17 protein-coding genes, 1 tRNA gene and 1 riboswitch are annotated in these 19,753 nt (G+C 69.6%); of the genes, 15 read left to right on the forward strand and 3 right to left on the reverse strand.

Annotated elements, in window-relative coordinates; genetic code table 11:
* Positions 1 to 43: 43 nt before the first annotated feature.
* From ACFV8T_RS20165 to ACFV8T_RS20225, 13 genes are all read left to right on the forward strand, one after another.
* Entirely contained in the window at positions 44 to 1,006 is a 963-nt protein-coding gene (locus ACFV8T_RS20165; RefSeq protein ID WP_385329103.1) for a glycosyltransferase family 2 protein, read from the forward strand.
* Positions 1,003 to 1,404, forward strand: a complete 402-nt coding sequence (locus ACFV8T_RS20170) for a GtrA family protein (protein WP_385329105.1) — start codon at positions 1,003 to 1,005, stop codon at positions 1,402 to 1,404. Before ACFV8T_RS20165 ends, ACFV8T_RS20170 begins: the two co-directional genes overlap by 4 nt.
* A gap of 158 nt (positions 1,405 to 1,562) precedes the next feature.
* Entirely contained in the window at positions 1,563 to 2,219 is a 657-nt protein-coding gene (locus ACFV8T_RS20175) for a SurA N-terminal domain-containing protein (RefSeq protein ID WP_385329107.1), read from the forward strand.
* Between the two features lie 46 nt (positions 2,220 to 2,265).
* Positions 2,266 to 3,228 (forward strand): nucleoside triphosphate pyrophosphohydrolase, encoded by a 963-nt coding sequence (locus ACFV8T_RS20180; RefSeq protein WP_385329109.1) that lies wholly within the window; start codon positions 2,266 to 2,268, stop codon positions 3,226 to 3,228.
* Between the two features lie 90 nt (positions 3,229 to 3,318).
* Positions 3,319 to 4,632, forward strand: a complete 1,314-nt coding sequence (locus ACFV8T_RS20185; RefSeq protein WP_385329110.1) for a cytochrome P450 — start codon at positions 3,319 to 3,321, stop codon at positions 4,630 to 4,632.
* A gap of 105 nt (positions 4,633 to 4,737) precedes the next feature.
* Positions 4,738 to 5,703 (forward strand): transglycosylase family protein, encoded by a 966-nt coding sequence (locus tag ACFV8T_RS20190; protein WP_385329111.1) that lies wholly within the window; start codon positions 4,738 to 4,740, stop codon positions 5,701 to 5,703.
* 300 nt (positions 5,704 to 6,003) lie between these two features.
* Positions 6,004 to 6,175, forward strand: a riboswitch (cyclic di-AMP (ydaO/yuaA leader).
* A 3-nt stretch (positions 6,176 to 6,178) separates the two neighbouring features.
* Entirely contained in the window at positions 6,179 to 6,955 is a 777-nt protein-coding gene (locus ACFV8T_RS20195) for a transglycosylase family protein (protein WP_385329113.1), read from the forward strand.
* Between the two features lie 286 nt (positions 6,956 to 7,241).
* The gene (gene eno / locus ACFV8T_RS20200) at positions 7,242 to 8,522 is read left to right on the forward strand and encodes a phosphopyruvate hydratase (protein ID WP_385329114.1); all 1,281 of its coding nucleotides are present in this window, start codon (positions 7,242 to 7,244) and stop codon (positions 8,520 to 8,522) included.
* A 108-nt stretch (positions 8,523 to 8,630) separates the two neighbouring features.
* The gene (locus ACFV8T_RS20205) at positions 8,631 to 9,101 is read left to right on the forward strand and encodes a septum formation initiator family protein (protein ID WP_385329115.1); all 471 of its coding nucleotides are present in this window, start codon (positions 8,631 to 8,633) and stop codon (positions 9,099 to 9,101) included.
* Between the two features lie 59 nt (positions 9,102 to 9,160).
* The gene (locus ACFV8T_RS20210; protein WP_124722936.1) at positions 9,161 to 9,694 is read left to right on the forward strand and encodes a DUF501 domain-containing protein; all 534 of its coding nucleotides are present in this window, start codon (positions 9,161 to 9,163) and stop codon (positions 9,692 to 9,694) included.
* 105 nt (positions 9,695 to 9,799) lie between these two features.
* Positions 9,800 to 10,741 (forward strand): exopolyphosphatase, encoded by a 942-nt coding sequence (locus ACFV8T_RS20215; RefSeq protein ID WP_385329117.1) that lies wholly within the window; start codon positions 9,800 to 9,802, stop codon positions 10,739 to 10,741.
* Positions 10,742 to 11,156: 415 nt separating this feature from the next.
* Complete coding sequence (locus ACFV8T_RS20220; protein ID WP_124722938.1) at positions 11,157 to 12,542, forward strand: NAD(P)/FAD-dependent oxidoreductase; 1,386 nt, start codon at positions 11,157 to 11,159, stop codon at positions 12,540 to 12,542.
* Between the two features lie 323 nt (positions 12,543 to 12,865).
* Positions 12,866 to 14,170, forward strand: coding sequence for a class I SAM-dependent methyltransferase (locus ACFV8T_RS20225; RefSeq protein ID WP_385329118.1), 1,305 nt, complete (start codon positions 12,866 to 12,868; stop codon positions 14,168 to 14,170).
* 88 nt (positions 14,171 to 14,258) lie between these two features.
* On the opposite strand, the gene ACFV8T_RS20230 is transcribed toward ACFV8T_RS20225, so the two are convergent.
* Together ACFV8T_RS20230 and ACFV8T_RS20235 are read right to left on the reverse strand one after the other, a co-directional pair.
* The gene (locus tag ACFV8T_RS20230) at positions 14,259 to 16,787 is read right to left on the reverse strand and encodes an ABC transporter permease (RefSeq protein WP_385329120.1); all 2,529 of its coding nucleotides are present in this window, start codon (positions 16,785 to 16,787) and stop codon (positions 14,259 to 14,261) included.
* A 58-nt stretch (positions 16,788 to 16,845) separates the two neighbouring features.
* Positions 16,846 to 17,613, reverse strand: a complete 768-nt coding sequence (locus ACFV8T_RS20235; protein ID WP_385329122.1) for an ABC transporter ATP-binding protein — start codon at positions 17,611 to 17,613, stop codon at positions 16,846 to 16,848.
* A gap of 482 nt (positions 17,614 to 18,095) precedes the next feature.
* Between ACFV8T_RS20235 and ACFV8T_RS20240 the strand changes: the two genes are divergently transcribed.
* Together ACFV8T_RS20240 and ACFV8T_RS20245 are read left to right on the forward strand one after the other, a co-directional pair.
* Positions 18,096 to 18,181, forward strand: a tRNA-Leu gene (locus tag ACFV8T_RS20240).
* Positions 18,182 to 18,538: 357 nt separating this feature from the next.
* A complete protein-coding gene (locus ACFV8T_RS20245) occupies positions 18,539 to 19,426 on the forward strand; it encodes a Bax inhibitor-1/YccA family protein (RefSeq protein WP_385329124.1) in 888 nt (295 codons plus the stop codon).
* A gap of 74 nt (positions 19,427 to 19,500) precedes the next feature.
* Here the strand turns inward: ACFV8T_RS20245 and ACFV8T_RS20250 are convergent, their stop codons facing one another.
* Positions 19,501 to 19,728, reverse strand: a complete 228-nt coding sequence (locus ACFV8T_RS20250; RefSeq protein WP_266418379.1) for a DUF4287 domain-containing protein — start codon at positions 19,726 to 19,728, stop codon at positions 19,501 to 19,503.
* Between the last annotated feature and the right edge of the window lie 25 nt (positions 19,729 to 19,753).

A 19,753-nucleotide genomic window follows, 5' to 3' on the forward strand; every position in this document is an offset into this window, starting at 1 on the left:
TGCTGCATCGGGTTCCGACATCTGGCCGCGCTGATGTACATCCGTGCTGATCTCTCTGGTGGTGCCTTGTTTCAACGAGGAAGAGATCCTCGAACGCTTCCATGAACGCGTCACGGACGAAATGGCCGGGCTGGGACATGAATTCCAGCTGGTGTTCGTCGACGACGGCAGCGCGGACCGGACCCTGGTGATCCTCCAGGAGCTGGCCGCCGCCGACCCACGGGTCCGCTATGTCTCCTTCAGCCGGAACTTCGGCAAGGAGGCCGCCATGCTGGCCGGCCTCCAGCACGCCGAGGGCGACGCCGTGGTCATCATGGACGCCGACCTCCAGCACCCGCCCGAGCTCGTGGGCCGGATGCTGGAGGAACACGCGCAGGGCCACGACCAGGTGATCGCCCGCCGCACCCGCAAGGGCGACCGCGTCACCCGCACCCTCAGCGCCCGCGCCTACTACTGGCTGATCAACCGCCTGGTGGACGTGGAACTGGTCGACGGCGTCGGGGACTTCCGGCTGCTGTCCCGCCGCACCGTCGACGCGGTACTGGAACTCACCGAATACAACCGGTTCTCCAAGGGCCTTTTCGCCTGGGTGGGATTCCGTACGACGACCTTCAACTACGAGAATGCCGTCCGCGAACAGGGCAGTTCCGCCTGGACCTTCGGAAAGCTGCTCAATTACGGTCTCGACGGGCTGCTGTCCTTCAACAACAAACCGCTGCGCGCCGCTCTCTACCTGGGCATGCTGCTGCTGTCGGTGGCCTTCGCCTACGCGGCGTGGATCGTCGGGGTCGCCCTGGTGCAGGGGGTGGACACCCCCGGCTATGTCACCCTTCTCGTCGTGGTCACCGCACTCGCCGGGGTCCAGATGGTGATGGTCGGGGTGGTCGGCGAGTACGTCGGCCGTATCTACTACGAGGTGAAGCGACGCCCGCACTTCCTGGTCAAGGCCACGAACACCGGGGCGCCGCAGAGGATACGGGAGCCCCAGGAGTTCGTACGCCGATGACGGTCACCGCACAGATGGCCCGATTCGCCCTCGTGGGAGTGGTGAACACCGGCACGCACTACGGCTGTTACCTCGTCCTGCTGACGTGGCTGCCCTATATCGCCGCCCATGTGATCGCGTTCGCGCTGAGCATGACCGGCTCCTTCTTCCTGAACTCCTGGTTTACCTACCGGACCCGGCCCACCTGGCGGAAGTTCCTGCTCTTCCCGCTCACCAACGCCGCCAACTTCGTCATCACGACCGGCGGTGTCTATCTGCTGGTCGACCTCGCCGGGTTCAGCAGCCGGTACGCGCCGCTGGTCGCGGCCGCGGCGGCCATCCCGATCACCTTCGTCGTCTCGCGCACGATCATGCTGCGACCGGACACCCCGGCCCCGTCGGTCGAGCGCGTGCCCTGAGCCCCGCCGGGCGGCCCCGGGCGGTCCCGGGCGGGCCCATATCCCCAACTCCTTCCGAATCGTTGGTCGAATCGGTGGCCCCAACCACGTCCACTGCCTAACATCGATCACCGCAAGGTCTTGTGCACTGATGCACAAAGTCTCCCCGGGAGGTTCCTTTGCACCGCCGCCGTCGCACCGCGCTCACCGTCTCCGCCGCCCTGCTCGCCGGCGCCCCACTCCTGACCGCCTGCGGCAGCGAGGCCCACCCGGGCGCCGCGGCCGTCGTCGGCGGGGACCGGATCGAGGTCTCCACGCTGCAGAGCCAGGTGGCGGCCGTACGCGAGGCCCAGCGCGATTCGAAGGACGCCTCCCAGCTCATCGACAAGTCCGGGCAGCTCAGCCGGGTCAAACTGCAAACCATGATCTTCGACCGGGTGCTGGACCGGGCCGCGCAGGACGCGGGCGTGAGCGTCAACCGCGACGAGATCCAGCAGATGCGCAGGACCGCGGCGGCCCAGTCCGGCGGGGAGGCGCAGCTGCGGACGGCGATGCTCCAGCGGGGCTGGGTCGCCCCCGGCCAGATCGACGCCGTCCTGCGCGAGCAGGTCCAGTTGACGAAGCTGGCCCAGGCGCTCGGCGCCGACCTGCAGCAGCCCGCCGGTCAGCAGGCCGTCGGCGAGGCGCTCGGCAAGGCGTCGAAGGCACTGCGCGTCGACGTCAATCCGCGCTACGGCACCTGGGACAGCAAGCAGACCCAGCTCGCCGACTACAAGGCCCCCTGGATCACCCAGGTCACCAAGCAGGCCGGCGCGGACACCGAGGCCGGCGCCTGACCGGCCGCGGAACGGGCGACGCGAACGACCGAGGTAGATTCGAACGGTGAACGCTGAAGACCCCGGCCGTATCGTTCTGCTCACCGCCAGCCACCGCGTCGCGCCCGGACTCCTGTCCTGGCCCGCCTGGCAGGCGCTGCACGCCGCAGACCGGGTGCTCTGCGCCGAGCCGGACCACCCGCAGCTGCCGTATCTGCGCGAGGCGGGCGTCACGGTCGAGCACTCCGTGTCCACCGCGCAGGAACTCGTCGACGCCTGTGCGGGCGGCCGGACCGTCGTCGTCCTCGCGGGCGGCGAGGGCGACCGGCCGCTGACCGACGGTCTGGCCCGGCTCGCCGGTTCGGGCCGGGTGCGGATGCCGGACCTGGAGCTGCTGCCCGGTTCGTACGACCTGCCGGGCGCCCGGCTCCTCGATCTGGTCCAGGTCATGGACCGGATCAGGCTCGAATGCCCGTGGACCTCGCAGAAGACCCACAAGGGCCTCGCCAAGTACGCCATCGAGGAGGCGTACGAACTCGTCGAGGCGATCGAGGACGGCGACCGCGACGAGCTGCGCGAGGAACTCGGCGACGTGCTCCTCCAGGTCGTCTTCCATGCCAGGATCGCCGAGGAGGACGGGGCGGAGCCGTTCTCCGTCGACGACGTGGCCGCGACCCTCGTCGAGAAGCTGATCCACCGCCACCCGCACGTCTTCGGCGACGAGAGCGCCGAGACCCCGGAGGACGTGCACGCGCACTGGCTGCGGACCAAGGCCATCGAGAAGCAGCGCGACTCGGTCACCGACGGAGTCCCGCTCGGCCAGCCCGGTCTGGCCCTGGCGGCGAAGCTGGCCGGCCGGGTCCGTACCGCGGGGCTCGACGTGCCGCTCCCCACCGGCGACGGCATCGGCTACGAGCTCCTCGCCCTCGCCGTACGCGCCGAGCAGGACGGTATCGACCCCGAGGCCGCCCTGAGGGCCGCGGGCCGCGCCTACCGCGACGCCATCAGGACGGCGGAGGGCAACGCCTAGGGGCGACGGAACGGGCCGTGCCGGAGGGCGACGACGGACCGTGCCGGAGGGCGACGGATGACGTCCGGGGGCAACGGATAACGTCGGGGGGTGAACCACAGCCCCGCCGACCGCCCCACCGATCAGCCCGCCGCCTGCCCCGTCGGCGCACCCGAACTCTTCACCTGGGAGTTCGCCACCGACCCGTACCCGGCGTACGCCTGGCTGCGCGAGCACAGCCCCGTGCACCGGACCGCACTGCCCAGCGGTGTCGAGGCCTGGCTCGTGACCCGGTACGCGGACGCGCGGCAGGCGCTCGCCGACTCCCGGCTCTCCAAGAACCCGGCGCACCACGCCGAGCCGGCGCACGCCAAGGGGAAGACCGGCATCCCGGGCGAGCGCAAGGCCGAGCTGATGACGCATCTGCTGAACATCGACCCGCCCGACCACACCCGGCTGCGCCGCCTCGTCTCCAAGGCGTTCACCCCGCGCCGGGTCGCCGAGTTCGCACCGCGCGTGCAGGAACTGACGGACCGCCTCATCGACCGCTTCATCGAGGAGGGGAAGGCGGACCTCATCCACGACTTCGCCTTCCCGCTCCCCATCTACGCGATCTGCGATCTGCTCGGCGTCCCGCCCGAGGACCAGGACGACTTCCGGGACTGGGCGGGCATGATGATCCGCCACGGCGGCGGTCCGCGCGGCGGGGTGGCCAGATCGGTGAAGAAGATGCGCGGCTATCTCGCCGAACTGATCCACCGCAAGCGGGAGAACCCGGGGGACGACCTGATCTCCGGGCTGATCCGGGCCAGCGACCACGGCGAGCACCTCACCGAGAACGAGGCCGCGGCCATGGCCTTCATCCTGCTCTTCGCCGGATTCGAGACGACGGTCAACCTCATCGGCAACGGGGTCTACGCGCTGCTGCGCAACCCCGGGCAGCGGGAACGGCTCCAGCGCGCGCTCGACTCGGGGGAGAGCGGGCTGCTGGAGACCGGGATCGAGGAACTGCTGCGGTACGACGGCCCGGTGGAGCTGGCCACCTGGCGGTTCGCCACCGAAGCGCTGACGCTCGGCGGGCAGGACATCGCGGCCGGGGACCCCGTGCTCGTGGTGCTCGCCGCGGCCGACCGCGACCCGGAGCGCTTCGAGGACCCCGACACGCTCGACCTCGCGCGGCGTGACAATCAGCACCTCGGATACGGGCACGGAATCCACTACTGCCTGGGAGCTCCGCTCGCCCGGCTGGAGGGACAGACCGCGCTCGCCACGCTTCTGAACCGCCTTCCGGACCTGCGGCTTGCGGTGGAACCTACCGATTTGCGGTGGCGTGGCGGGCTCATCATGCGTGGACTTCGCACGCTCCCCGTGGAGTTCACGCCGGGGCCCCTGACCACCGGAAGTGACGGTCCGTCAATTCTGTGACTTTCACGTGATCTGTGCTGCATCGACTTGTGACGCGCGTTCGAGTCCCGCTAGGTTCACCGTTCGACTCACCAGTCACATGTCAGTCACACGGAAGGCAACCCCATGGGCTCCGCGAACGGCAGACACCGTCGCCCCCGTCAGGCACCCGCCATCGTCGTCGCCGCGGGCGTGACCGGATCGGCCATCGCCATCCCGCTGCTCGGCGCGTCCGGTGCGCACGCGGCCGACGCCACGACCTGGGACCGGGTGGCCGAGTGCGAGAGCGGCGGCGCGTGGAGTGCCGACTTCAGGAACGGCTACTACGGCGGCCTGCAGTTCTCGCCGGAGACCTGGAAGGCGTACGGCGGTGAGGCGTACGCGGAGCGCGCCGACCTCGCCAGCCGGGCGCAGCAGATAGAGGTGGCCGAGAAGGTCCTGGACGGCCGGGGCCCGCAGGCCTGGCCCAGCTGTGCGGTCATCTCGGGCCTCGCGGTGGACGGGACGCTGCCGGGGGTCGACCCGGGCTCCGTTCCCGCCGACGACCCGACCGGGAGCGCGAAGCCGGCTGACGACGCGTCGGCGGACCCGTCCGACGACGCCACGCCGTCCGGGAGCGCCTCGGACGGCTCGGACGACGTGGACGGTGCGGACGGCTCGGACAGGACCGACAAGCCGTCAGGGAAGGCCTCGCGGTCCCCGAAGCCCTCGACTTCGAGCACTCCGTCTCCCGGGGCGTCCTCCGGTACCCCCCGTGACGCGTCCGATTCGCCCGACTCGTCCAGCGATGCGGGTGGCAGGCACCGCGGCGTGCCGGCCACCGAGGGGAGCCGGGGCACGGACGGCGGCGGCGGTCGCGAGTCGGGCCGTCACGCCTCCCGCGGCGGCAACGGCGCGCGCGACACGGCCGAGCCGACGGCTGACGGCACGTACACCGTCCGGCCCGGCGACAACCTCTGGTCGATTGCTGATGCACAGAAGGTCCCTGGAGGCTGGCCCGCGCTCTACGAGGCCAACAAGGGTGCCGTCGGCTCCGACCCGGACCTCATCCTCCCTGGCCAGAGCCTCGATCTCGATGTGAAGGCCCAGTGAGAGCAGTCTGATAATCGACTAAAAGCACCTCAAAAATCGGGGTAGTTCAGGGACCTATGTCCGCTTATGCGTAAGTGAGACATGGGTCTCTTTGCGTCAACTGGCGTGTCGCGCCCGGGAGGCCCTTCCGCATCACGTCCCACCTGCGGAAACGACGGTTCTTCAGATGCAAGTACGGGTCGATTGTCCGATGTGTCCGTCTTTGAATGTGGGGGTTGCGTATGTTTACGGTCGGAACCGCTCGCACCGCGGGCCCCGTCGACCGTCACGCCGAATCCTGCCGTCGGTCGAAGGGAACAGACGCGTAAAGCGCCGTAGGCAGGAGCGGGGGACCCAGGTAAGCGCCGGGCCCGATCGTCGAAAGACGCATCAGGACCGGCTTGGGGTGAAGTCGCGTGCTAGGACGTGCGACCGGGCAACTCACTTGGCCCGAACCCGACAGCTCACCTCGTAGGCGTCGGTGAGGAGAAGTTCCATGCTGCTTTCCAGCAAGGGCAAGCACCGCCGCCCGTCCAAGGCCGTCCGTATCGCCACGCTCGCCGGTGTCGCCGGTGCCGCCGTCGCCGTGCCCCTGATGGGTGCGACCAGCGCCTCCGCCGCCTCCGTCGCCACCTGGGACGCCGTCGCCCAGTGCGAGTCCGGTGGCAACTGGTCCATCAACACCGGCAACGGCTACTACGGCGGTCTGCAGTTCTCGCAGTCCAGCTGGGCCGCCGCCGGCGGTACGCAGTACGCCGCCCGTGCCGACCTGGCCACCAAGGCCCAGCAGATCGCCACCGCCGAGCGGCTCCTCGACATGCAGGGCCCGGGTGCCTGGTCCTGCGCCGGTGCCGGCAACCTGACCAACGACGGTGTCGACCCGGGCGTCAACACCGGCTCCTCCTCGAACTCCACCGCGAGCTCCGGCGCCTCCGAGCAGCAGAGCGCCCCGGCCGCCCCGAAGCAGCAGTCGCAGCCGGCCCAGCAGGCCCAGCCGAAGCAGAGCGAGCGCACCGAGGCCCCCGCCGCCTCCCGCTCGGAGCGCTCCGCCGCCCCGCAGGCCGAGTCCAAGAAGACCGTCACCACCCCGACCGGCGAGAAGGTCGAGAAGGGCGACGGCGAGTACAAGGTCGTCTCCGGCGACTCCCTCAGCGAGATCGCGGCCGACCACAAGGTCGAGGGCGGCTGGCAGCAGCTGTTCGAGCTGAACAAGGACATCGTCAAGGACGCCGACCTGATCTACCCGGGTCAGCAGCTGCACCTGACGAAGTAGTCGAGGCTCTCTCCTCCCCGAGCACCCCGGCCCGGCGCGCATTCCCCCGTATGCGCCGGGCCGGGGTTCGGCCGTCTGCGCTCGGGGGAGCGCCGGACCGTTCAAGTGTTGTAGTTACTGGCCAGTAAATTTCTGCCTGTTTGACCGGCAATGTGCGCCCTCGGGTCCTTTTTCGTCCCAGGGGTCGGGCGGTCGTCGGGCTCAGCGGGCCGGGCCGGTTAGGCTCTTGTCGCAAGGCCAAAGTGACCCTGCACAACCAGCGTCATATCCCAGAAGGAGATGCCTCGTGCCGTCCATCGACGTCGTCGTAGCCCGGGAAATCCTCGACTCCCGTGGAAACCCCACGGTCGAGGTAGAGGTCGGCCTCGACGACGGCAGCACGGGCCGTGCTGCCGTTCCGTCCGGCGCCTCCACCGGTGCGTTCGAGGCCATCGAGCTTCGCGACGGTGACCCCAACCGCTACCAGGGCAAGGGCGTCGAGAAGGCCGTCCTCGCCGTGATCGAGCAGATCGGCCCGGAGCTCGTCGGCTACGACGCCACCGAGCAGCGGCTGATCGACCAGGCGATGTTCGACCTGGACGCCACCGAGAACAAGGGCTCGCTCGGCGCCAACGCCATCCTCGGCGTCTCGCTGGCCGTCGCCCACGCCGCCTCCGAGGCCTCGGACCTGCCGCTGTTCCGCTACCTCGGCGGCCCGAACGCGCACCTGCTGCCCGTTCCGATGATGAACATCCTCAACGGCGGCTCGCACGCCGACTCCAACGTGGACATCCAGGAGTTCATGATCGCGCCGATCGGCGCGGAGTCCTTCTCCGAGGCGCTGCGCTGGGGTGCCGAGGTCTACCACACGCTGAAGAAGGTCCTGAAGACCAAGGGTCTTTCGACCGGTCTCGGCGACGAGGGCGGCTTCGCGCCGAACCTGGAGTCCAACCGCGCCGCCCTCGACCTCATCATCGAGGCCATCAAGGAAGCCGGCTACGCCCCGGGCAAGGACATCGCGCTCGCGCTCGACGTCGCCGCGTCCGAGTTCTACAAGGACGGCAAGTACGAGTTCGAGGGCAAGTCCCGCTCGGCCGCCGAGATGACCGAGTACTACGAGGAGCTCGTCTCCGCGTACCCGCTGGTCTCCATCGAGGACCCGCTGTACGAGGACGACTGGGCCGGCTGGAAGGTCATCACCGACAAGCTCGGCGCCAAGGTGCAGATCGTCGGCGACGACCTCTTCGTCACCAACCCGGAGCGCCTGGCCCGCGGCATCGAGGAGGGCTCCGCCAACGCCCTGCTCGTCAAGGTCAACCAGATCGGCTCGCTGACCGAGACCCTGGACGCCGTCGAGCTGGCCCAGCGCAACGGCTTCAAGTGCATGATGTCGCACCGCTCCGGCGAGACCGAGGACGTCACCATCGCCGACCTCGCGGTCGCCGTGAACTGCGGCCAGATCAAGACCGGCGCCCCGGCCCGCTCGGACCGCGTCGCCAAGTACAACCAGCTGCTGCGCATCGAGGAGATCCTCGACGACGCCGCGGTGTACGCGGGCCGCTCGGCGTTCCCGCGGTTCAAGGGCTGAGCATCCCTTTCGGCCCGTCAGGGGCCGAAGGCCATGGCGTCCGTCCGTCCCCGCACTCGGTCCCGTACCGTGTGCGGGGACGGACGTGCGTAGTGGGGAGGCGGAGACATGGCCGCGAAGGACCGGGACCGGTTCTCCACCGCGACCCGGCTGCGGCTGCTCGGCGAGCAGACCGCCGCCCGCGTCTACCGTTCCCAGAACCGCCGTCAGGCCCGCCGCTCACGGCTCACCGGCCGGGCGGCCTTCCTCGTGCTCATCGTCTGCTCCCTGGTGGTCGCGCTCGCGTACCCGATGCGGCAGTACGTCTCGCAGCAGGACGAGATCGCCGACCAGGAGCGCCTGGCGCGGGAGGCCAAGGCCCGTACCGAGGAGCTGCGCGACGAGAAGGCGCGCCTCCAGGACGACGCGTACATCAGGCAGCTGGCCCGCACGCACCTGCACTACCTTCTTCCCGGGGAGACCGGTTACACGGTGATCGACCCCGACGCGGTCAAGGAGCGCGAGGGCAGGACGGACGAGTCCGGCCGGCCGTGGCACTCCAACCTCTGGGACGGCGTCGACAGCGCCGACCGCGACTGACTCTCTTCATCCATCTGCAGAACCGCAGTTCGAGCAGCCCGATCAGAACCTAGGCAGGCATGGAAACGCCCCCTCCCCAGACCGAGTCCACCGCGCCCACCGAGGCGGACATCGCCGCGTTCCAGCAGCAGCTGGGCCGCCCGCCGCGCGGTCTGCGCGCGATTGCGCACCGCTGCCCGTGCGGCAACCCGGACGTGGTCGAGACGCAGCCCCGGCTGGAGGACGGTACGCCGTTCCCGACGACGTACTACCTGACGTGCCCGCGTGCCGCGTCCGCGATCGGCACGCTGGAGGCGAACGGGGTCATGAAGGAGATGACCGAGCGCCTCGGTACGGACCCCGAGCTGGCCGCCGCGTACCGGGCCGCTCACGAGGACTACATCGCACGGCGCGACGCCATCGAGGTGCTGGAGGGCTTCCCGAGCGCCGGTGGCATGCCGGACCGGGTGAAGTGCCTGCACGTCCTGGTCGGGCACTCGCTGGCCGCGGGGCCCGGGGTGAACCCGCTGGGCGACGAGGCCATCGCGATGCTGCCGGAGTGGTGGCGCAAGGGGCCGTGCGTCTCGCCGTGCGGCGCGCCGGACGAGGGCTGACCGTTCGTCTCCCGGGGGCTCCGCCCCCGGACCCCCGCTCCTCGATCGCCGGAGGGGCTCGGTTTGCTCCTCGAACGCCGGAGGAGCTTGATCTGGGAGTGCTTCATGACCCGCGTGGCCGCCATCGACTGCGGTACCAACTCCATCCGCCTGCTCGTCGCCGACGCGGACCCGTCCACCGGTGAGCTCGTCGAGCTCGACCGGCGGATGGAGATCGTCCGCCTCGGCCAGGGCGTCGACCGGACCGGGCGGCTCGCCCCCGAGGCCCTGGAGCGGACGTTCGCGGCCTGCCGTCAGTACGCGGCGGTGATCAAGGAGCACGGTGCGCAGCGGATCCGCTTCGTCGCCACCTCCGCCTCCCGTGACGCGGAGAACCGGGACGAGTTCGTCCGCGGGGTGCTGGAGATCCTGGGCGTCGAGCCCGAGGTGATCAGCGGTGACCAGGAGGCGGAGTTCTCCTTCACCGGAGCCACCAAGGAGCTCGCGGGCCGCGATCACCTGGCGAAGCCGTATCTCGTCGTGGACATCGGCGGCGGCTCCACCGAGTTCGTCGTCGGCGACGACCATGTGCGGGCCGCGCGCTCCGTGGACATCGGCTGCGTACGGATGACCGAGCGGCACCTCGTGCGCGACGGCGTCGTGACCGACCCGCCGACCGCCGACCGGATCGGCGCGATCCGGGCCGACATCGAGGCCGCCCTCGACCTCGCCGAGGAGAGCGTCCCGCTCACCGGGGCCGCCACCCTCGTCGGCCTCGCGGGGACGGTCACCACGATCGCCGCTATCGCCCTGGGGCTCGACGCGTACGACTCCGAGGCGATCCACCACTCCCGGATCTCCTTCGAGCAGGTCCGGGAGATCACCGGACGGCTCCTCGGCTCCACCCACGCCGAGCGGGCCGCGATCGGCGCGATGCATCCGGGACGGGTCGACGTGATCACGTCCGGGGCGCTGATCCTGCTCGCTGTGATGGAGCGGACCGGGGCCCGGGAAGTCGTGGTCAGCGAGCACGACATCCTCGACGGAATCGGCTGGTCGATCGCCTAGAACCCCGATGCTCATGCGGGCTTTGGCCTGCACCTTTGAGCCGGTGTGGGCCGCGTGGGCGGTGGTTCGCGAGACACGGTGCGACGAAGTTCGTGAACTTCTTCACAAGGAATTCGGCCCCGCGGAGGGCAGTTCTGGTCCGTTCGGGTATCCGGAGCCGCTCGCGGGGCCGTCGGGTCTCCGTACGGAAGTGTTCCGGACGTGTTGCCGGTAGATGAATCGGAGCGGTGGTTCACCCCGTCCGGAGGGCCAAGGGCCAGCTCACAAGCGGTGAACAACGTTCGCCGTCGCACCGTGGTTCCCCCGCGGTGCCATGACCTCGGTCACGTGGGCGGCGAAGTGTAGCAGAAGGTTGCTCATAGCTTGTGAAGGGGCTCACGAGCATGCCCTCGGAGGGGGGTGGATACTCGATGGCATGAGCACCACGGAGCGTCCCAGGATCCTCGTAGTAGGCGGTGGGTACGTAGGCCTGTACGCAGCTCGACGCATTCTCAAGAAGATGCGCTACGGCGAGGCGACCGTCACGGTCGTCGACCCGCGCTCGTACATGACGTACCAGCCCTTCCTCCCCGAAGCTGCTGCCGGCAGCATCTCGCCTCGGCATGTCGTCGTCCCGCTGCGACGCGTACTGCCGAAGGCCGAGGTACTCACCGGCCGCGTCACGACTATCGATCAGGACCGCAAGGTCGCCACGGTCGCGCCGCTCGTCGGCGAGGCCTACGAGCTGCCCTTCGACTACCTGGTCATCGCGATGGGTGCGGTCTCCCGCACCTTCCCGATCCCCGGCCTCGCCGAGCAGGGCATCGGCATGAAGGGCATCGAGGAGGCCATCGGCCTGCGCAACCACGTCCTCGAGCAGCTGGACAAGGCCGACTCGACGACCGACGAGGACGTCCGCCGCAGGGCGCTGACATTCGTCTTCGTGGGCGGCGGCTTCGCCGGTGCGGAGACCATCGGCGAGGTCGAGGACATGGCCCGCGACGCGGCGAAGTACTACACGAACGTGAAGCGCGAGGACATGCGCTTCATCCTCGTCGACGCCGCCGACAAGATCCTTCCCGAGGTCGGCCCGAAGCTGGGCACCTGGGGCCGGGAGCACCTGGAGTCCCGTGGTGTCGAGGTCTTCCTCTCGACCTCCATGGACTCCTGCGTCGACGGTCACGTGGTCCTGAAGAACGGCCTCGAGGTCGACTCCAACACCATCGTGTGGACGGCCGGCGTGAAGCCGAACCCGGCGCTGGCCCGCTTCGGCCTGCCGCTCGGTCCGCGCGGTCACGTGGACACCTCCGAGAAGCTCCAGGTGCAGGGCACCGACTACATCTGGGCCGCGGGCGACAACGCCCAGGTTCCGGACATGGTCGGCCGCAAGGCCGGCAACCCGAACGCCTGGTGCCCGCCCAACGCGCAGCACGCGCTGCGGCAGGCCAAGGTCCTCGGCGACAACGTCATCTCCGGGATGCGCGGCTTCCCGCAGAAGGACTACAGCCACGCCAACAAGGGTGCGGTCGCCGGTCTGGGGCTGCACAAGGGCGTCGCGATGATCGTCATGGGCAAGATGAAGATCAAGCTCAAGGGACGCCTCGCCTGGTACATGCACCGTGGCTACCACGGCATGGCGATGCCGACCTGGAACCGTAAGATCCGGATCTTCGCCGACTGGACCCTTGCGATGTTCCTCAAGCGCGAGGTCGTCTCGCTCGGCGCCATGGAGACGCCGCGCGAGGAGTTCTACGAGGCCGCCAAGCCGGCCCCGGCGCCGGCCGCCGCCAAGGCCGAGGGCGAGAAGGCCAAGGCCTCCTAGTCCGACCGCGGGCCCACTCGCCCGCGCAGTACGTGCACAACGCCCGAAGGGGCCGTCCGCCATCCGTGGTGCGGGCGGCCCCTTCGGCGTACCCGGTCCCGCGCGGCGGGGCGTGGTGCGGGGCGCCGCGGGTCGGCCCGGCGAACGGATGCATGTGGTGTACAGCTATTTTGCCCTTCCATTGCGCTGTAGCGGGATGGCGTGCGCTGCGCAGACTGTTGACGGGTACGTACCTCGTCGCGGCGCACGGGTGCCCGGCGTGGTTGCAGGCATGTTCGACCATGTTTGGGCACATTGGGAACACCATCACGGAGGTGTGCGCCATGGCAGACGCCGCGTTGCGGCTGACCGCTCTCGCCGAGGAGTTGCTGGGAGAAAAGCTGCCGGTCCGTATCCGGGCCTGGGACGGCAGCGAATCCGGACCGCCCGGGGCCCCCGTACTTGTGATCCGGAACCGCCGCGCGCTGCGCCGGCTGCTCTGGAAGCCGGGCGAACTGGGCCTGGCCCGCGCCTGGGTGGCGGGCGAGCTCGACATCGAAGGCGATCTCTACGAGGCCCTGGACCTGATGGCCTCACTGATCTGGGAACGCGGGGCCGACGCCAAGGACAGCGTCCACCCGGTCCGCGACCCCGGGGTACGGGCCTTCGCCAAGGGGCTGCTGCAACTGGCCGGCCCCTGGCCCCCGCCGCCCCCGCCGCCCGAGGAGGTGCGCCGCCGCACCGGCACCCTCCACACCAGGCGTCGCGACAAGGAGGCCATCAGCCACCACTACGACGTGGGCAACGACTTCTACGAACTGGTCCTCGGCCCGTCCATGGTCTACTCCTGCGCCTATTGGGAGGACGGCGGAAACCTTGAGGACGCCCAGCGCGACAAGCTCGACCTGGTCTGCCGCAAGCTCGCGCTGAAGGAGGGCGACCGCCTCCTCGACGTCGGCTGCGGCTGGGGCTCCATGGCCATGCACGCCGCCCGCGAGTACGGCGCCCGCGTCACCGGAGTGACCCTCTCCGTCGAACAGGCCGCCTTCGCCAGGAAGCGCATCGCGGAAGCGGGACTGACCGACCGGATCGAGATCCGGGTCCAGGACTACCGGGACGTCAGGGACGGCCCGTACGACGCCATCTCGTCCATCGGCATGGCGGAACACGTCGGCTCGGCCCGCTTCCGCGAGTACGCCGACGACCTCTACGCACTCCTCAAGCCCGGCGGCCGGCTGCTCAACCACCAGATCGCCCGCCGCCCCGAGAAGGACGAGTCCGCGTACCACGTGGACGACTTCATCGACGCCTATGTCTTCCCGGACGGTGAACTGGCCCCGGTGGGCCGGACCGTGGCCACCCTCGAAGAGGCCGGCTTCGAGGCCCGCGACGTCGAGTCGCTCCGCGAGCACTACGCGCTGACCCTGCGCCGCTGGGTGGCCAACCTGGAGGAGCACTGGGACCGCGCGGTCCGGATGACCTCGCCCGGACGGGCCAGGGTCTGGCGCCTCTACATGGCCGCCTCCGCCCTCTCCTTCGAGCACAACAAGATCGGCGTCAACCAGATCCTCGTGGTGCGTCCGGCGACGGGCGGGTCCTCCCGCATGCCGCTGCGGGCCCGCGACTGGACGGCGTCCGCGACCGGCTGACACCGGGACGGACCGAGGGCCGGTACCCGCAGCTCCGTGCTGCAGGTACCGGCCCTCGGGCGCGTCCGGCGCGATGCCGCCCAATTCGCTACTCGGTCTTGATCGCCGTCAGCATGTTCAGCTTCGCGGCGCTGCGGGCCGGCCAGAGCGCGGCCAGCACACCCACGACCCCTGCCAGCACCAGGAAGACCGCGATCCGGTCCCACGGGATGACCAGCGCGTACTCCGGGATGTCCGACGACAGGGTCTGCCCGATCGCCCAGCCGAGGAACATGCCGAGCACGACACCGACCACCGCGCCGAAGAGCGAGATGACCACGGCCTCCAGCCGGATCATGCGCTTCACCCTGCGCCGGTCCAGGCCGATCGCCCGCAGCATGCCGATCTCCTGCTGGCGCTCGAAGACCGACATCGCCAGGGTGTTGATGACCCCGAGCACCGCGATGATCAGGGCCATCGCCAGCAGCCCGTACATGATGTTCATCGCGAGGTTGACCGAGCCGCCGAACATGTCACGGATGTCCTGACGGTCCATGATGCTCATCCCCGGGTTGTCACCCAGAGCCTTCACCAGGGCCTGCTCGTTGGCCTCGCTCGCGCCGCCGTCCATCTTCAGCCAGATCTCGCGGATGTCCGACATGCTGCCGTGCGCATCGGCGACGTTCTTCGGGAGCAGGACCGGGGAAAGCATCTCGTTCCCCTCGAAGACCGCCCCGACCTTCAGCTCGCCCTTCTTGTCGTCGTCGAACTTCACCCGGAGGGTGTCGCCGGTCTTCCAGCCGTTGGACTTGGCCGTCTTCTCGTCGACGGCTATTTCGCCCCTGTCCAGCGCGTCGAGCGAGCCGGAGACGGTCGGCAGCGCGAAGAGCTGCTGCACCTCGCCGGGGATGACGGCGGACGCGGCGTGGTACTCGCCCTTGACCTCCAGCGCGGTGGCCTGCTGCGGCGAGACCGCCGAGACCCCGTCGGCCTTCTGCAGGGCGGTGAGCGCCGACTCGTCGAGCGGACCGCCGCTCGCCATCGTCACCATGTAGTCGGCCTTGATGTTGTCCGTGGTCATCCGGTCGACCGCCTGGCCGAGGGTGACGCCGAGGACCGAGATGCCGGTGACCAGGGTGAGGCCGATCGCCAGCGCGGAGGCGGTGGCACCGGTACGGCGCGGGTTGCGGACCGCGTTCTGCGCGGCCAGCTTGCCGGAGACCCCGAACAGCCGCTTCAGCAGCGGGCGGACCAGTGCGATCACCGGCCGCGACAGCAGCGGGATCAGCACGATGACACCGATCAGCGTGAGGAAGGCACCCACGGCGATGACGGTCCGGCCGGTCGAACCGGACTTGGCCGCGCCCGCCACGATCGCCGCCCCGCCCAGCAGGGTGAGCACCGCGCCGATCGAGTTGCGCAGCACCAGGGACTTGACGGTGGCCGTCGCGTGCACGCTGCTCATCGCCGCGACCGGCGGGATCTTGGCGGCCCGGCGGGCGGGCAGCCAGGCGGCCAGCACGGTGATCAGGACACCGACGGCGAACGCGGCGATGACCGCGGTGGGCGAGACGATCAGTGGTCCGGCCGGGATCTTCCCGCCGAACAGGCCCATCGCGGAGCGCAGTCCGATGGCGAGGCCGAGACCGAGGGCGAAGCCGACGACCGAGGCGATCACGCCGACGACGGCCGCTTCGAGGAGCACCGAGCGCTTGACCTGGCGGCGGGAGGCGCCGACGGCGCGCATCAGTGCCAGCTCCTTGGTGCGCTGGGCCACCAGCATGGTGAAGGTGTTGGCGATCAGGAAGACACCGACGAACAGGGCGATGCCGGCGAAGGCGAGCAGCATCCCGTTGAGACCGCTCAGACCGTCCTCGATCTGCTTGGCCTGATCGTCCGCGAGCGCCTGGCCGGTCTGGGCCTCTGCGTCCTTGGGCAGCAGCGGCTTCACTCCGGCCAGCAGCTTCTCGGCGGAGACGCCGGGCGCGGCGGACACGTTGGCGTCCCTGAACACGCCGGGCTTGAGGTAGAGCTTCTGGGCGACCTCGGTGTCGAAGAGGACCAGGCTGCCGCCCGCGTTGACCGCGCCGTCCTCGGTGGTGAAGACACCGGAGAGGGTGTACTCCTTCACCGGCCCGTTCGTGGCGACCCGGACCCGGTCACCGACGTGGTACTCGCCCCGCTTCGCGGTCTCCTTGTCGAGCGCGATCCGGTCGGCCGCGACCGGGCCCGTACCGTCGACGAAGGTGTACGCGGAGTCCTTGCCGTTCTTGCCGGGGGAGTAGTTCCCGCCGGTGTTCGACCAGCCGTTGCCGATCAGCTTGCCGTCGGGGTCGGCGACCCCGGCGAAGCCGGAGACCCGGCCGGTGGCGGTGTCGACGCCGTCCAGGCCCTGGATCTTCTTCAGGGTGGCGGCGGTGATGCCGGCCGTCTTCTCGTCGCGCTGGTCGGCGTAGGTGGTGACGGCCACGGCGACGTCGTCGTAGCTCTTCGCCGACTGGTTACGGAGGGCGTTGCCGAGGGTGTCGGTGAAGACCAGCGTGCCGGAGACGAAGGCCACGCCGAGCATCACGGCGAGGACGGTCATCAGCAGCCTGGCCTTGTGCGCGAGCACATTGCGCAGGGCGGTACGGAACATGTCTGTCAGTCCTGGGATGGGGAGGGGTTCCGGAAAGGGGCGCGGGGAAGGGCGGGCTTCAGCTGGTGCGGCCCTTGGCGTCGAACGCCTTCATCCGGTCGAGGACCCCGTCCGCGGTGGGGTGCAGCATCTGGTCGACGATCCGGCCGTCCGCGAGGAAGATGACCCGGTCCGCGTAGGAGGCGGCTGCCGGGTCGTGGGTCACCATCACCACGGTCTGCCCGAGCTCGCGCACCGAGTTGCGCAGGAAGCCGAGGACCTCGGCGCTGGAGCGGGAGTCCAGGTTTCCGGTCGGCTCGTCACCGAAGATGATCTCCGGCTGCGAGGCCAGGGCGCGGGCCACCGCGACGCGCTGCTGCTGGCCGCCGGAGAGCTCGGTCGGCCGGTGGCTCAGCCGGTCGGAGAGGCCCACCATGTCGATGACCTGGCGCACCCACGCGGCGTCGGGCTTGCGGCCCGCGATGTCCATGGGGAGCGTGATGTTCTCCTGGGCCGTCAGCGTGGGCAGCAGGTTGAACGCCTGGAAGATGAAGCCGATCTTGTCCCGGCGGAGCTGGGTGAGCTGCTTGTCCTTGAGGGAGCCCAGTTCGGTGTCGCCGATCCGTACCGAACCGCTGCTGAAGCTGTCGAGGCCGGCCACGCAGTGCATCAGCGTGGACTTGCCGGAGCCGGACGGGCCCATGATCGCGGTGAACTCGCCCCGCGGGAAGTCCACGGAGACCCGGTCCAGGGCCGTGACCCTGGTCTCGCCCTCTCCGTAGACCTTCGACAGGTCCGTGGCGCGGGCGGCCACCGTGGTGACGCGGGGTGCGGTGGAAGTGGTCACGGGAATCTCCTGTTTCGGGGCTCCGGCCGAGGGCTCGTCCGGGATTTTGTTCGGAACCCTTCAATCGTCACCGCTGTTCCGCCGCCGGACGTCAGTCCGCGTGCCCGTTCCGGGGACAGTCTTGAGTCGCACCGGGAAGGCCCTGCGTCCTCCTGCGGTATGACACCGACCCTGAGGCGTCGGTCCGGGGGACCACCGCCGGGACCGGTCCGTCGCGGCCCCTGGGCCGGGCCCGGTGGCGCGCCCGCGGCGGCCGTCGGCGCGTGCCCGGTGAATGCTCCGTCCGGGTGCGGCGACTTTACGTCAATCCGGATTACCGGCCGCCGCGCCCGCTACCCCGCCCAGGCATGTGGCGATGCCCTTTCGCGAGTGCTGACGACCCCTCAAACGGTCAATAAAATAAGACAACATCGCGCCACTGATCCGCTGTTCGGGGGAAGTCCCCGGATAGGGTCATGTGCCAACGCGGAGCCGCGCGCCAGGCCTGGATGGTGGAATGCAGACACGGCGAGCTTAAACCTCGCTGCCCCTCGGGGGCGTACCGGTTCGAGTCCGGTTCCAGGCACCACTACTCACTCGGAGGCCGAGCCGGCGGAACGCCTCGGACCACGACCGATTCCGGGCTGGCGGGCCACGCGCAGCGCATGCTCCATGACTTCAGCCGCCGCTCCTGTCGTCCGGGCGCGATGACGCCGTAACGCGATGACGCCGTAAAACCGGTCGGTCGGCACGTTACTGGACCGCGGGCCCGGACGGTATGGGGCGCAGCCGGTTTTCTGCGCGGTGCCGCGCGGCCCGGCGGCCGACGGGCGGGTGTCGCTCCGGACAGGTATCCGCAAAGATCCTCCCCAAGCAGTAGTCTGATTCTTTTGCCTACCCATTACTCTTGTGGGAAGGCCACGCAGGGTGGCCATGGAGGAGTGAGATGAGGAGCAGCAACCCGGTCTTCTCGCGACGGGGCTTCAGCCGCGACAACGGATACGCGGGCTTCAACGCGGCGCCGCAGGCCGGGGCCCCCGCAGCGGGTGCCAACCCGTACGCGCAGGGCACCGCCGCCAACCCGTACGCCACCAACCCCTACGCCCAGCCGGACGCCCAGTACGGCGCCCCGCAGGCACCGGCGCGCACCGGCGCGATGACGATCGACGACGTCGTCACGCGGACGGCGATCACGCTGGGCACCGTGGTGCTCGGCGCCGCGCTCGCCTGGGCGCTGCTGCCGGTCGACGAGGCGAACCTCGGCAAGTCGTACGGCATCGCGATCGGCGCCGCCCTGGTGGCGTTCGTCCTGTCGCTCGTCCAGTCCTTCAAGCGCAGGCCGGTGCCGGCGCTGATCGTCTCGTACGCGGCCTTCGAGGGTGTCTTCCTCGGAGTGATCTCCAGCGCGGTCAGCACGTACATCGGACCGGGCGTCGTGATGCAGGCGGTGATGGGCACCATGTGTGTCTTCGCCGGTGTGCTGCTCGCGTACAAGATGCGCTGGATCCGCGTCACCCGCCGCTTCTACGGCTTCGTGATGGCCGCCGCCATGGGCTTCATGCTCCTGATGGTGGTCAACCTGCTGTTCGCCGTCTTCGGCGGCGGTGACGGCCTGGGCTTCCGCAGCGGCGGCCTCGGCATCCTCTTCGGCGTCATCGGGATCGTCCTCGGTGCGTGCTTCCTGGCCCTGGACTTCAAGCAGGTCGAGGACGGCATCGCCTACGGCGCCCCCCGCGAGGAGTCCTGGCTGGCGGCCTTCGGCCTCACCATGACCCTGGTGTGGATCTACCTGGAGATGCTGCGTCTGCTCTCCATCCTCAGCGGCGACGACTGATCGGCCCGCACCCGCACGACGGGAACGGCCCGCAGGCACTGCCTGCGGGCCGTTCCCGTTTTCCACGCCCGTCGCTAGAGCAGCTTGCGGGCGGCCCTTCTGAGGTCGTACTCGTGGATGAGTGCCTTCGCGTGTCCATAGGCGAGGTCGTGTTCGCTCCGCAGCCAGCTGACCTTCTCCTCGAAGCGGAGAGCGGGTCCTTCCTCCACGGTGCGGAGCCAGTCGGTGATTTCACGACCGGTGCAGCGGGGGATCCGGGCGAGCAGATTGCGATGGGTTTCTTCGGAGAAGACTTGGGACATCGGCGCCTCCGACGCATTGCGCGTT

It is taken from the genome of Streptomyces sp. NPDC059832, from assembly GCF_042731715.1.
Classification (GTDB): Bacteria; Actinomycetota; Actinomycetes; order Streptomycetales; family Streptomycetaceae; genus Streptomyces.